The 12,814-nt window shown below is 70.6% G+C and carries 10 protein-coding genes; 2 read left to right on the forward strand and 8 right to left on the reverse strand.

The genetic code is table 11. The features are described 5' to 3' along the window. Positions 1-23: 23 nt before the first annotated feature. Together dnaE and FR742_RS37150 are read left to right on the forward strand one after the other, a co-directional pair. Positions 24-3,548 (forward strand): DNA polymerase III subunit alpha, encoded by a 3,525-nt coding sequence (dnaE, locus tag FR742_RS37145; RefSeq protein ID WP_148035940.1) that lies wholly within the window; start codon positions 24-26, stop codon positions 3,546-3,548. Further along, positions 3,545-3,832 (forward strand): DUF6300 family protein, encoded by a 288-nt coding sequence (locus FR742_RS37150; RefSeq protein WP_148035941.1) that lies wholly within the window; start codon positions 3,545-3,547, stop codon positions 3,830-3,832. The genes dnaE and FR742_RS37150 overlap by 4 nt, the downstream gene beginning before the upstream one ends. A gap of 48 nt (positions 3,833-3,880) precedes the next feature. On the opposite strand, the gene trxA is transcribed toward FR742_RS37150, so the two are convergent. The 8 genes from trxA to FR742_RS37190 all read right to left on the reverse strand — a co-directional run bounded on the left by trxA (position 3,881) and on the right by FR742_RS37190 (position 12,773). After that, positions 3,881-4,195: a thioredoxin gene (gene trxA / locus FR742_RS37155; RefSeq protein ID WP_148035942.1), complete on the reverse strand. Its 315-nt coding sequence runs from the start codon at positions 4,193-4,195 to the stop codon at positions 3,881-3,883. Positions 4,196-4,207: 12 nt separating this feature from the next. Further along, entirely contained in the window at positions 4,208-5,140 is a 933-nt protein-coding gene (trxB, locus tag FR742_RS37160; RefSeq protein ID WP_148035943.1) for a thioredoxin-disulfide reductase, read from the reverse strand. A 125-nt stretch (positions 5,141-5,265) separates the two neighbouring features. Further along, positions 5,266-6,126 carry an anti-sigma factor gene (locus tag FR742_RS37165; RefSeq protein WP_148035944.1) on the reverse strand — a complete coding sequence of 287 codons (861 nt, stop codon included), beginning with the start codon at positions 6,124-6,126 and terminating at the stop codon, positions 5,266-5,268. Then, entirely contained in the window at positions 6,123-6,752 is a 630-nt protein-coding gene (gene sigM, locus FR742_RS37170; RefSeq protein ID WP_148035945.1) for an RNA polymerase sigma factor SigM, read from the reverse strand. The genes FR742_RS37165 and sigM overlap by 4 nt, the downstream gene beginning before the upstream one ends. A 15-nt stretch (positions 6,753-6,767) precedes the next feature. After that, positions 6,768-8,282 (reverse strand): protein kinase family protein, encoded by a 1,515-nt coding sequence (locus tag FR742_RS37175; RefSeq protein ID WP_148035946.1) that lies wholly within the window; start codon positions 8,280-8,282, stop codon positions 6,768-6,770. A 167-nt stretch (positions 8,283-8,449) separates the two neighbouring features. Further along, positions 8,450-10,057: a murein biosynthesis integral membrane protein MurJ gene (gene murJ / locus FR742_RS37180; RefSeq protein ID WP_187281555.1), complete on the reverse strand. Its 1,608-nt coding sequence runs from the start codon at positions 10,055-10,057 to the stop codon at positions 8,450-8,452. Beyond that, positions 10,054-12,201, reverse strand: coding sequence for a DUF6049 family protein (locus FR742_RS37185; RefSeq protein WP_148035947.1), 2,148 nt, complete (start codon positions 12,199-12,201; stop codon positions 10,054-10,056). The genes murJ and FR742_RS37185 overlap by 4 nt, the downstream gene beginning before the upstream one ends. A 47-nt stretch (positions 12,202-12,248) precedes the next feature. Continuing rightward, a complete protein-coding gene (locus tag FR742_RS37190; protein ID WP_148035948.1) occupies positions 12,249-12,773 on the reverse strand; it encodes an aminoacyl-tRNA deacylase in 525 nt (174 codons plus the stop codon). Positions 12,774-12,814: the final 41 nt, after the last annotated feature.

The raw sequence follows: 12,814 nt of genomic DNA on the forward strand, positions 1-12,814 counted from the left end.
GAGCGAGCCTACAACCGGGAGACGTGGTGTCCTTCGTCCATCTGCATGTGCATACGGAGTACAGCATGCTCGACGGCGCCGCCAAGGTCGGCCTGCTGATGGACGAGGTCGCCCGCCAGGAGATGCCCGCCGTGGCGATGAGCGATCACGGCAACGTGCACGGTGCGTACGAGTTCTTCCGGACGGCGCGCAAGGCCGGAGTCAAACCCGTCATCGGCATCGAGGCCTACGTCGCCCCGGAGTCGCGGCTCCACCGGAAGCCGGTGTACTACAGCGACAACCTCGCCCTGCGCCGGTCCGACGACGAGACCGGCGAGGGCGGCGACGTCTCCGGGCGCGGGCTCTACACGCACATGACCATGTGGGCGACCGGCGCGCAGGGGCTGCGTAACCTGTTCCGCCTCCAGTCACGGGCCTGGCTGGAGGGCCATGTCCAGAAATATCCGCGTATGGATGATGAACTGCTGGCCGAACACGCCCCCGGCATCATCGCCACCACCGGCTGCCCCTCCGGCCAGGTGCAGACCAGGCTCCGCCTCGGCCAGTACGACCAGGCCGTCGAGGCCGCCGCGCGCTACCGCGACCTCTTCGGTCCTGACAACTACTTCCTGGAGCTGATGGACCACGGCCTGGCCATCGAGCGCCGGGTGAGGGACGATCTGCTGCGCCTCGGCAAGCGGCTCGGACTGCCGCCCCTGGCCACCAACGACTCCCACTACGTCACGGAGGACCAGGCCGGGGCCCATGACGCGCTCCTGTGCGTGGGCACGGGCAAGCGCCTGGCCGACGCCGACCGCTTCCGGTTCTCCGGCAGCGGCTACTTCATCAAGTCTCCCGCCCGGATGCGCGCGCTCTGGGACGCCGAGGTGCCCGGCGCCTGCGACAACACCCTGCTGATCGCCGAGCGGGTCGGCGACTACGACGAGGTGTTCGCGCACCGCGATCTGACGCCGCGCTTCCCCGTACCCGAGGGCGAGACCGAGTCGAGCTGGCTGCGCGCGGAGACGCTAGACGGGGCCCGCCGCCGCTACGGCGGCGATCCGCCGCGGGAGGTGCTCGACCGCATCGACTACGAGCTGTCCGTCATCGACGCGATGGGGTTCCCCGGCTACTTCCTGGTCGTGGCCGACATCTGCCGGTACGCGCGCGAGAACGGCATCGGCCTGGGCCCCGGCCGCGGCTCCGCCACGGGCTCGATGGTGGCCTACTGCACGGGCATCACCCAGCTCGACCCGATCGAGCACCGGCTCATCTTCGAACGCTTCCTCAACCCCGAACGCGTCACCATGCCCGACGTCGACCTGGACTTCGACGACCGCCGGCGGGACGAGATGATCGACTACGTCACGCGCAGGTACGGCGACGACCGGGTCTGCCAGATCGTCACCTTCAGCACCATCAAGGCCAAGGCCGCCATCAAGGACTCCTGCCGGGTGCTCGGCCTGCCCTACGCGCTGGGCGACCGCATCACCAAGGCGTTCCCCGCGGCGGACGGCGGCAAGGAGATCCCGCTGGCCGCCATCCACGACGCCGCCCACCCCAGGCACGGCGAGGCGAGCGAGCTGCGCCAGATGTACGAGCGGGATCCCGACGTCAAGCGGGTGATCGACACCGCGGCCGGCATCGAGGGCCTCACCCGGGGCACCGGCGTGCACGCCGCGGGCGTGATCCTCTCCAGCGAGCCGCTGATCGACGTGCTCCCGCTGGTCAAACCCAAGGCCGGCGGCCCGGTCATCACCGGCTTCCCGTTCACCCAGGCCGAGGACATGGGCCTGCTGAAGATGGACTTCCTCGGCCTGCGCAACCTCACCGTCATCGGCGACGCCATCGCGGGCGTCCGCGCCAACAAGGGCGTCGACCTCGACATCCTGGACATCCCGCTCGACGACCCGACCACGTACGAACTGCTGGCGCGCGGCGACACGCTCGGCGTCTTCCAGCTCGACAGCGGCGGCATGCGGGTCCTGCTGAGACTGATGCGGCCCACCACGTTCACCGACATCGCCGCGGTGAACGCGCTCTACCGGCCCGGCCCGATGGAGATGAACGCCCACACCAACTACGCGCTGCGCAAGACCGGCAGGCAGCCCGTCGAGCCCATCCACCCGGAACTGGAACAGGCGCTGGAGCCCATCCTGGGCGACACCTACCACCTGGTCGTCTTCCAGGAACAGGTGATGGCCATCGCCCAGCAGCTGGCCGGCTACTCCCTCGGCGCCGCCGACATGCTGCGCCGGGCCATGGGCAAGAAGAAGAAGGAGGTCCTGGACGCCGAGTGGGACCGCTTCTCCGCCGGGATGCGCGAGCGCGGCTTCTCCGCCGAGGCGATCGGCGCGGTCTGGGACGTGCTGGTCCCGTTCAGCGGCTACGGCTTCAACAAGTCGCACACCGCCGGATACGGCCTGGTCTCCTACTGGACCGCCTACCTCAAGGCCAACCACCCGCAGGAGTATCTGGCGGCGCTGCTCACCTCGGTCGGCGACGACAAGGACAAGATGGCCGTCTATCTGGCCGACTGCCGCCGCCTGGGCATCAGGGTGCTGCCTCCCGACGTCAACGCCAGCCGGCTGGACTTCGCCGCCGTCGGCTCCGACATCCGCTTCGGCTTGGGCGCCGTCCGCAACGTCGGCGCCGGCGCCGTGGACGCCATCGTCACCACCAGGGAGACCGCGGGCCGCTACGCCTGCTTCAACGACTTCCTCGCCAAGGTCCCCTCTGTGGTCTGTAACAAGCGGGTCATCGAGTCACTGGCCAAGGCGGGGGCCTTCGACAGCCTGGGCCATCACCGCAAGGCCCTGGTCGCGGTGCACGAGCAGGCCGTCGACCTGGTCGCCGACGTCAAGCGGAACGAGGCGCGCGGTCAGGACTCGCTCTTCGGCGAGCAGGGTGAACAGGGCGAGGGGTTCTCCGTCGTGATCCCCGAAGGCGAGTGGGACCAGGCCACGCTGCTGGCCTTCGAGCGCGAGATGCTCGGGCTGTACGTCTCCAGCCACCCGCTCGACGGCGCCGAACACATCCTCGACGCCAACCGCGACACCACGATCGCCGACCTGCTGGCCTCCGGACGGCAGGACGCCGCGGTCCGGGTCAGCGGCATCGTCTCCGGCCTGCAGCGCAAGGTCACCAAGCAGGGCAGCCCGTGGGCGATCGTCACCCTGGAGGACCACGACGCCTCCGTGGAGTGCCTCGTCTTCCCCAAGACCTACATCCTGTACCGGGAGGCGCTGGCCCAGGACCGGGTGATCTCCGTACGCGGACGGGTCAACGTGCGCGACGAGACGACGAGCGTCTACGCCGAGGAGATCGCCGTCCTGGACGTCACCCGGGCGGACGCCGAGCCGCCCGTGGTGATCTCGATCAGGGAGAACCAGCTGAACCCGCGACTCGTCCGGGAGTTCAAGCACATCCTGACCACCCATCCCGGCAGGGCGCCCGTGCACGTGCGGGTCGGGGCCGTGCTGCTGGACCTCCGCCCCTTCCGGGTCGCTGCCGAGCCGGCGTTCTACGGCGACGTCAAGGCGCTGCTCGGCGCCGGCGCGTTCGCATGACCCCGGCGTGCCCGAGGTGCCGCACCGGCGACGTCCTCGCCGTCCTGCGCCTGCCCCACATCTGGACGAACGCCTCGGGGAACGAGGTCCGGGGCATCAGCGAGGTGCTCCTGTGCGCCCGCTGCGACGCGGGCGACCCCCTCGTCGCGTCCTTCACTCCTCCGTACGATCCGGACCGGTTCGTACGGGCACTGCTGGGGAAGGCCGCCGGAGCGCGGCCGCCGGAACCGGACGAGCACGCGCTGAGAGCCGAGGCCGAGGCCTGGTATCGAGGCGAGCTGTGAACGCGAGAGCCCTCCGCCACGCGGCGGAGGGCTCTCGGGTGGACGGACCTAGATGATGCCGTCGAGCTCGCGGAGCAGCATGGCCTTCGGCTTGGCGCCGATGATCTGCTTGACGAGCTCGCCGCCCTTGTAGACGTTCATCGTCGGGATCTGGAGGACACCCGCCTGCCGGGGAACCTCGGGGTTCTCGTCGATGTTGAGCTTGACGATCTCGAGCTTGTCGCCGTGCTCGTTGGCGATCTCCTGGAGGATGGGCGCGACCTGACGGCACGGGCCGCACCACTCGGCCCAGAAGTCGACCAGAACGGGCTTCTCGCTCTTGAGGACCTCGGCCTCGAACGTGGCGTCGGTAACTGCCTTCACGGATGCGCTCCCTTACTTCTCGTTGTTGGCGAGCCAGCGCTCGGAGTCGAGGGACGCCGAGCAGCCGGTGCCCGCCGCGGTGATCGCCTGGCGGTAGATGTGGTCGACGACGTCCCCCGCGGCGAACACGCCGTCGATGTTGGTGGCGGTGGTCGGGTGGGCGACCTTGATGTAGCCGTCGTCGTCGAGGTCCACCTGGCCCTTGACGAGCTCGGTGCGCGGGTCGTGGCCGATCGCCAGGAACAGCGCGTCGGTGGCCAGGTCGCACTCCTCGCCCGTCTTGACGTTGCGCAGCTTGACGGACTCCACCCTGGTGTCGCCGAGGACGTCGACGACCTCGGTGTCCCAGATGAAGCGGATCTTGTCGTTGGCGAACGCCCGATCCTGCATGATCTTGCTGGCGCGCAGCTGGTCGCGGCGGTGCACCACGGTCACCATGCGGCCGAAGCGGGTCAGGAACGTCGCCTCTTCCATGGCGGTGTCGCCGCCGCCCACGACCACGATGTCCTTGTTGCGGAAGAAGAAACCGTCGCAGGTCGCGCACCAGGAGACGCCGCGGCCGGACAGCCGCTTCTCGTTCTCCAGACCGAGCTCGCGGTAGCCGGAGCCCATCGCGAGGATGACCGACTTGGCGTAGTAGGTCTGGTCGTAGGTCTTGACGACCTTGGGATCGGCCTTGAGGTCGACCTCCACCACGTCGTCGGCGATCAGCTCGGCGCCGAACCGCTCGGCCTGCTTGCGCAGGTTGCCCATCAGGTCGGGGCCCATGATGCCGTCGGGGAACCCGGGGAAGTTCTCCACGTCGGTGGTGTTCATGAGCGCGCCGCCGGCGGTGACGGAGCCTTCGAAGACCAGAGGCTGGAGTTCGGCGCGCGCGGAGTAGACGGCCGCGGTGTATCCGGCGGGACCGGATCCGATGATGATCACGTTACGAACGTCGTCCAACGCTCCCACGCCTCTCTAGTCTGATGTTGCCTTTGGCCTCAACAGATCCTAAGCCGTCGCCATTCCCGGCCCTCGGGCGCACACGCGAAAGAGCCCGCCGAGGCGGGCTCTTCACAGGTCAGGGACTACCAGCGGCCCAGAGCGGGCTTGCGCAGGTTCTTGCAGTTGAACGGGTCGACGACGTCGATGCGCAGCCGCTTGGTCTCCTTGTTCTTCCAGGACGCCATGATGATGGCCTCCTGGCCGTTGTACTGGCCCTGGTCGACGGCGAAGACCTCGAGCTTGGCCCGGCTGGACACCGTGCCGACGCAGTGGTCGACCTGGTTGCCGCCGGACTCGCCGCCGACGATCGGGGCGGGCGCGAGGAAGTCACCGAGCGCCTGGGCCAGCTCCTGGTCGCTGTAGTTGTGGCCGCTGTCGGTGAGCGCGTAGGCGCGCGCCTTGGCCTCTTCCCTGGACGGCTGGCTCTGGGCCACGACCGGTGGTGGCTGGACCGTCGGCTCGCTTCCTCCGGAGGCGAGCAGGCTCGCCGACACCGCGGCGGTGCCCACCACCGCGGCCGCGGCGGCCGCCGCCACCGCGGGCATCGCCCACCGGCGCCGCCGGGCGGTGCGCGTGCGGGCCGGGACGACCGTGCCGTCGTCGGAGACCACCCCGAGTCGCACGGGCTCCGGCTCCTGCCGCTCCCATGGAGCGTCACGCATGAGCTTGTCCCAGTCCGGCGCATCCGCCAGGCCGACTCCGCCGCGCTGGGACTCCGCCTCGGCGGCCAGCGCCTTGTCGATGCGCAGTGCGACACCCATCGGCATGGCCGGCGTGGGAGTCGCCGCGAGCACCTCTCGAACCGCCGCTAGATCGGCCAGCAGCTCCCCGCATGGGGGGCAGACCGCGAGGTGGTCGCGGACCAGGCCGGCCGTGTCGGCGTCTAGGAGGCCCTCGGCGAAATCGGCGAGGGCGTCCAGATCGTAGTGCGTTTCACCCGTCACGAAGTTCTGTCTCCCTTCGCGGATGAGACGCGACTCAAGTCAGATCGGTTCCGCAGATGCGAAAGAATCGGGGCAAGTTTCGCGCGGCCCCTGGCGCATCGGCTCTTCACCGTCCCGCTGGGCACCTGCAGCACCTGAGCTGCGTCTTCGACGGAGTAGCCCATCATGTCGACCAGCACGAGCGCGGCCCGCTGGTCGGCGGGGAGCAGTTTGAGCGCGGCCGAGACCTCCATCGACACCTCACGCTCGACCGTCTGGTCGGGCAACTGGGCGTCGCGCTCGGCGGCCTCGATCAGCTCGTCGTCGGCCACCGGGCGCACGGACTTGCGGCGCATCCTGTCGAGGCAGGCGTTGACGACGATGCGGTGGAGCCAGGTGGTGACGGCGGCCTCGCCGCGGAACGAGCCGGCCTTGCGGTAGGCGGAGACGAAGGCGTCCTGGACGGCGTCGGCGGCCTCGTCGGGGTCGCCGAGCGTGCGCAGCGCGACGGCCCACATCCGGTCGCGGTGCCTCTTGACGATCTCGCTGAAGGCGTGAGGATCCCCGGTGATGTGCGCGGCCAGTAGATCGGCGTCGCTGACCGCAGGCCGATCCGCTGGTGAGGGGGTCTCGGGTGGGGAGTTCACAAGAGGGATTCCTGGTTATGCCGATCCTGGAGAGTGCACGACTACTTCATAGATGGTGCCATGAAACTTGCCCGCGTCCGCCGGAAGACGGGTAAACCAGATCAAAACGTACTGCCCGCTGGCAGTCTGCTCCGGCTTGAAGGTCGTCTTGCCGGAGGCGCCCTTCACCCGGGCGACGGTCTTGAGCGACGACAGGTCGGCCTGGTCGCCGACCTTGAGCTCGACGGTCGCGCCGGGGGCCTCGCCCAGCGTAGCCACCACGTCGCTGATCTGCATGGACTTGCCCATGTCGAGGAGCAGGCCCACCCCGTCCTTGAGATTGCCCAGCGCGGCGCTGTTGTAGTTGTCGGTCTTCCAGAACGTGCTGGGCTTGCCGTCGATGGTGAGGGCCGCCAGCTCGGCCTTCTCCTCCTGGTCGCCGAGCGGGTCGAACCCGGTCGCCTTCTCGGCCTTGACCGCCTGCGCCTGGGCGGGCGGCGACGTGGTGGCGGTGGTCGGCGTGGGCTGCGCCTCCTGGCCGTCGGGGCTGCCGAGGCTCCGGCCGATCGTCCAGGCGCCGACGCCCACCGCGACGATCACCAGCAGCACGACCGCGGTCATCAGCGCCCGGTTGAGCACGTTGCCGCCGCCCTGCGGCCCGGTCTGGACGGCCGGCTGGAGGTGCTGCGGCGCCGTGAGCCTGCGCCGGTCGGTGTCGAGGCCCTCACTGGGGGAGGCCGACGTCGTCACCGACGGCGCGGATCCGTACGGGATCGAGATCGGCATCGGCCTGGCCACGTCGGCGAGCGCCTCGGCGATCTCGGCGGGGCTGGACAGCGCGCCCTGCCCCCGGCGCGACTCGGGAAGGCAGGCCCGGATCGTGACCGTATCGAGATAACCGGGCACGCCGGCGGTCACCTGGCGGGGGGTGCAGAAGTGGCCGTCGGTCATCGGCGCGGCCGGGAGCGTGCCCTCCTCCTCGTCGCCGGGCCAGTGGCCGGTCAGCCCCGCGTACAGCAGGCGGCCGAGGCCCTCTGCGTCGTCGAGCCCGGGCTGATCGGTGGTCAGTCCGTAGAGCGCCGAGTCGACGGCCACGCCCAGCACCTTGACCGTGTTTCCGGTGGTCCACACCAGGTTGCCGGGGCGCAGGCACAGGTGGTAGAGGCCGGCCTCGTGGGCGTGCGCGAGCGCCTCGGCGGCCTCGGCCACCAGCCCGGCGGCCCGCTCGGGATCCAAGGGACCGGAAGAGAGCAGGTCGGCGAGGGTGTCGCCGGTCACCCACTCGCTGACGACGTAAGCGTGGTCGGCGTCCTGGGCGGCGTCGAACACCTGGGTGAGGTGGGGGTCGGTGAGCCTGCTCGCGGCCCGGGCGGCGGTGACGACCTCCTGCACGCGCGGGAAGTCGGGCGCGAAGGTCAGCACCGCGACGGGGCGGGCGAGGATCTCGTCGATGGCCTTCCAGTAGGTGGCGCCGTCGGATTCGCTGACCCGGTCCTCCAGCCGGAACCGGTCGGAGAGGCGGGTGCCGGGCTCGATCGCCGATGTGCTCACTGGCTCACCCCGCTCGCCCGATCATCCCTGGTCACGGCTCGACGTGCCTGCCTGGCGGTGTCCTGCGCAGGCACGCTATGCCGGATGGATCCGCCCACGCCCCTCCTGCTTCCATTCGCGCGTGTCGGCACCATGCTAGTGCCCGAGCCGGTTGCTCCCCGCGCTCTTTAGCGGCGTACCCGCCCGGCGACCATCCCAACGACCGAGCTGACCTCGGGAATGCGCGCGCGGTGGGCGACCCACAGGTAAAGGATCATCCCGAGCCCGCCGCCCACGGCCAAAGTGATCACCGAGTCGAGGAAGCCGGGCATCCCGAAGATCTCCTGCATGCTCCACACGGTGGCCAGGGCCAGCACCGCCGTGGGCAGGGCGGCGAGATACATCCTGGTCATCGACATGCAGACCTGCCAGCCGCCCAGCCCGCCGACCCGGCGGGAGGCCAGCACCCAGGCCAGCAGCGCGCCGAGCGCGTAGGCGATCGCGTAGGCCAGGGCCAGCCCCATGACCGCGTAGCGGGCCGGCAGCAGGTTGTAGAGCAGCACCATCAGCGCGGCGTTGACGGCGGTGGTGCCGGCGCCGACGAAGACGGGCGTGCGGGTGTCGCCGAAGCTGTAGAAGACCCGCAACAGCAGCTGGAAGACCGCGAACGGCACCAGCGCGAGGCCGTAGACCTGCAGCACGTTGCCGATGTAGACGGCGTTGGCGACGGTGTTGGCGCCGTGGCCGTAGAGCGGCACGGCGATCGCCGGCCCGAGCACCATGAGCAGCAGCGACACCGGCACCATCACCGCCCCGATGAGCCGCACGCTGGAGCCGAACTCGGACCGCACCTCGTCGAAGCGCCCCTCGGCCACGGCCCGGCTCATCCTGGGCAGCATCGCGGTGATCACCGAGACGCCGACGACCCCGTACGGAAGCTGGAAGAGCTGGAAGGCCAGGGTGTACGGGGAGACGCCGTGACCGCTGACCACGTCGCCGGCCGCGCTGGCGAGGTTGGTGGTGAGCAGGAACCCGAGCTGCGTGACGACCACGTAGCCGATGGTCCAGACGCCCATCTTGGCCATCTCGCCGAGGCGGGCGTTGCGCAGGTCGAAGCGGGCGACGAAGCGGAACCCGGCCCGCTTCAGCGCGATCACCAGCACCGTCGCCTGGGCCACGATGCCGGCCGTGGTGCCGAGGCCGAGCAGGGCCAGCTCGCCGTTGGTGACGGCGTCGACGTCGGAACCGTCGGTGACGATGATCGCGTAGGCGACCATGACGCAGATGACGACCAGGTTGTTGACCACCGGCGCCCACATCGGGGCGGCGAACCGGTCACGGGTGTTGAGAATCGCCCCGGCCACCGCGCCGATGCCGAAGAAGGCGAGCTGCGGCAGGATGAACTGGGCCAGCCGCACCGCCACCTCGAACTGGCGCTCCCCGCGGTCCCAGTCGGTGTAGAGGTCGATGATCAGCGGGGCGGCCAGCACCGCCAGCGCGGCCACGACGATGAGCGCGATGGTGGCGAGCGTCAGCAACCGCTGCTCGTAGGCGCGGCCGCCGTCGGCGTCGCGCTGCTGGGCCTTGACGATCATCGGCACCACGACGCTGCTGAGCACGCCGAGCAGCAGCAGGTCGAGGATGCTGTAGGGGATGGCGTAGGCGACGTTGTAGGCGTCGCCCAGCGCGGCCGTGCCGATGGCGTAGGCCAGCACCATGGTGCGGACGAACCCGGTGACGCGCGAAACCATCGTGCCGGCGGCCATGATGGCGCTGGCACGCAGCAGGCGGCTCATATGGCCTCACTCTCACGTGTCCGGGCCGCCCGTGCGACCCGCCGCTGCGACCTGCGCCGGAGTATCCGGGTGACCACCGCCGCCAGCATGACGGTCAGCGCGCCGCCCACGATGACCAGGGCGATGCCGGTGTAGCCGGTGGTGCGCACGATCAGCTTGACCGGCTCGCCGTAGGCCCGGCCGTCGGCGGTGCGCAGCTGGACGGTCACCGAGGCGTCGCCGCCGCCGGAGGAGGTCACGGTCATGGGGATCTGGACGGTGCCGCTCTGCTCGCCGTCGATCTGCAGCGGCTCCAGTTGCGGGAGATGGGTTTCGAGCAGGCCCGGGTCGTCGGACTTGACGTCGACGTACAGCGAGACGGGGGTGGTCAGCTCGTTCTTCACGCTGATCGGGACCTCGCCGTCGCTGCCCGCGAGGGTGCGCGGCTGGTCGGGGCCGGCGCCGGTGATCGACACCTTCCCGATGCGGTCCTTGACCGCCTCGCTCACCTGCTCGGTGACGGCGCGGCCGGCCTTGGTGTCGCCGCGCCAGGCGGAGGAGGCGAGCCTGAGCACCGCGGCGTCGAAGGACGACTGCTGCTGGCCGGTGACCTCCGCGGCCAGCTGGGCCTGCGCGGCGACCTCGCGGACCGGCTCCAGGTACTTGCCGCTGAGCTCCTGCTTGCGGTCGCGGTCGGAGTAGGTCAGCCCGGCGCGCGGGACCCGGTCGCGGGGCACCTTGATCGAGTCGAGCGGGGTGAGCGACAGCCACGGGAGCTTGCCCGCGGTCTTCAGCAGCGTCGAGACGAGCGTCGGGCTGGGGTTCCAGCGCCGGGACGGGGCCATGACGAGGGAACGCGCGCGGGTCTGGCCCGGCTCGACGGAAATCATCGCGGTCTCGGCGATGAACCGCTGCCTGCTCAGCAGGATCGCGCCGCGGGTGCCGGGGGTGGGTTCGAGCACGTGGCTCAGCTCGGCGTCGGCCACCAGGGCGGTGACGGGGCCCATGACGGTGTCGAGCGTGGTGGCGGCGTCGGGGGTGACGGCGGGGAGCACGGTCGCCGCGGAGGCGGCCTGCTGGGTCGGCAGGCTGGCCGGGTCGAGCAGGACCTTGCCGACCCGGGTGGCGCCGGGCGCGCCGACGGCGAGCAGGTCGAGCGCGTCGGCGTCGAGCATGCCGCCGACCGGCCAGTAGGTCGAGGTCGACACGTCGCTCTTGATGAGCGAGGCTTTCTTCGCGGCCAGCTCCAGCGCGCGCCCCGGCTGCCGGTCGAGGCCCCGGTGGGCCAGCGCGGTCACGTCCGGGTCGGCGTACGGGGTGGCGATGACGGGATTGTCGGCCAGCGCCGCGCGCATCCCGACGAGCCACTGGGAGGCCGCGGCGTCGGCGGGCCGCTCCTCGGGCTTGCCGTCGCCGGTCTTGACCCGGAACGGCTTGGTCATGGCCTGGACGTCGTCGAAGAGCGCCGGGTCGACGACCCAGGTCACGCTGGAGGGCGCGATCTCGGCGATGCGCGCCAGGTCGGCCAGCCGGCCCTTGCCGGTGAGCTCGGCGCCCAGCTCGTCGTCGACGAACGTGCCGTCGTCCGACCGGCGCGGCTGGTCGATCACGGGCAGCACGAGCGCCAGCCGGTTGCGCACCGGCTGCTGCTGGCCGGTCGCGGGCGCGTACGTGAGGAAGGTGCGCTGGGAGGCGAGCTGCACGGCGTCCCACTGCACCACCTCGACGGCGAGCGGGTAGGCGCCGAACGAGGTCAGCCCGAACTGCGCGGGCGTCATGGTCAGCTCGAAGTCCTGGGAGGCGCTGGCGGCCAGCTCGGAGATGACCATGCTCGACTGGGTCGAGACGTTGGGCGGCTGGGTGGCCGTCGTGGTGTCGTCGGCGTAGGCGGCCATCGCGGCCCGGTCGGCGAAGCGCTGGGAGGAGTAGCGCACCCTGACCCGCAGGCCCGGCGTGGCGACGGAGCCGCTGTTGCGCACCGTGCCGGTGATCTTTATCTCGGTCGCACGCTCGGTGGCGTAATCGGGCGTGACGGAGGTGAGGGTCAGGTCGATGCCCTGCCGCGCGGCGGCGCTCGCGGCAGCCGCGCCCGGCGCCGCCGCCACCGTGGAGGGGACGAGCAGCGCGGCCGAGAGCACGGCGAGCAGCGTGGCCTTCCGGATCACGCCTGCGCCCTGGCTGGATTACGACACACGCCCGCAATGGTACGGGCTCAGTGCCCCGGCGCGACCGCCTCCAGGCTTCCCCGGGGCTGCGGCACGCGGAGGTCGACGGTCTTCCCCGACACGAGTGTGAGCAGGTCGAGGGCGCGCATACTGAGGACCGCGTGGCGTTCGCCGGTGGCGGAGAAGACCGGCTCGGTGTCGGCGCTCAGGCGGTCGTCGATGAACAGCGGCAGCTCTTCGGGCAGCAGCAGCGGGCCGACCAGCCCGGCCGCGTAGTCCGTGGCCCTGTTGACGACGTGCGCGCGCGCGAGGCGTACCGTACGGACACCGAGCAGGCCGCCGACGGCGGCCGGTCCCGGGGGAGTGGCGAGAGGGTGGACGACGGCGACGACGAACTCGCGCCCTATCCTCGGAGCGACCTCGAACACCGTGACCGTCACGCACCTCTCGGGCGCGGCGGAGATCGTCCCGGGAAGCTCGTCCGCGCAAGTGATGGGGCGCGGAAGGCGTACGATCTCATGGTGGACCTGGTGTGCGAGGAGCCAGCGGTGGATCGCGAGGGCGTCCTTCATGAGACCTCCTTGCCTCGTTCCATCGCGCCGTCGGTCCCCTG

It is taken from the genome of Nonomuraea sp. C10 (assembly GCF_008017515.1).
Taxonomy (GTDB): domain Bacteria; phylum Actinomycetota; class Actinomycetes; order Streptosporangiales; family Streptosporangiaceae; genus Nonomuraea; species Nonomuraea ferruginea.

What these genes read in the sequence shown, in the direction of transcription:
- murJ (WP_187281555.1), bottom strand. Translation starts at nt 10,057, where the DNA reads ATGAGCCGCCTGCTGCGTGCCAGCGCCATCATGGCCGCCGGCACGATG.
- FR742_RS37150 (WP_148035941.1), top strand. Translation starts at nt 3,545, where the DNA reads ATGACCCCGGCGTGCCCGAGGTGCCGCACCGGCGACGTCCTCGCCGTC.
- FR742_RS37190 (WP_148035948.1), bottom strand. Translation starts at nt 12,773, where the DNA reads ATGAAGGACGCCCTCGCGATCCACCGCTGGCTCCTCGCACACCAGGTC.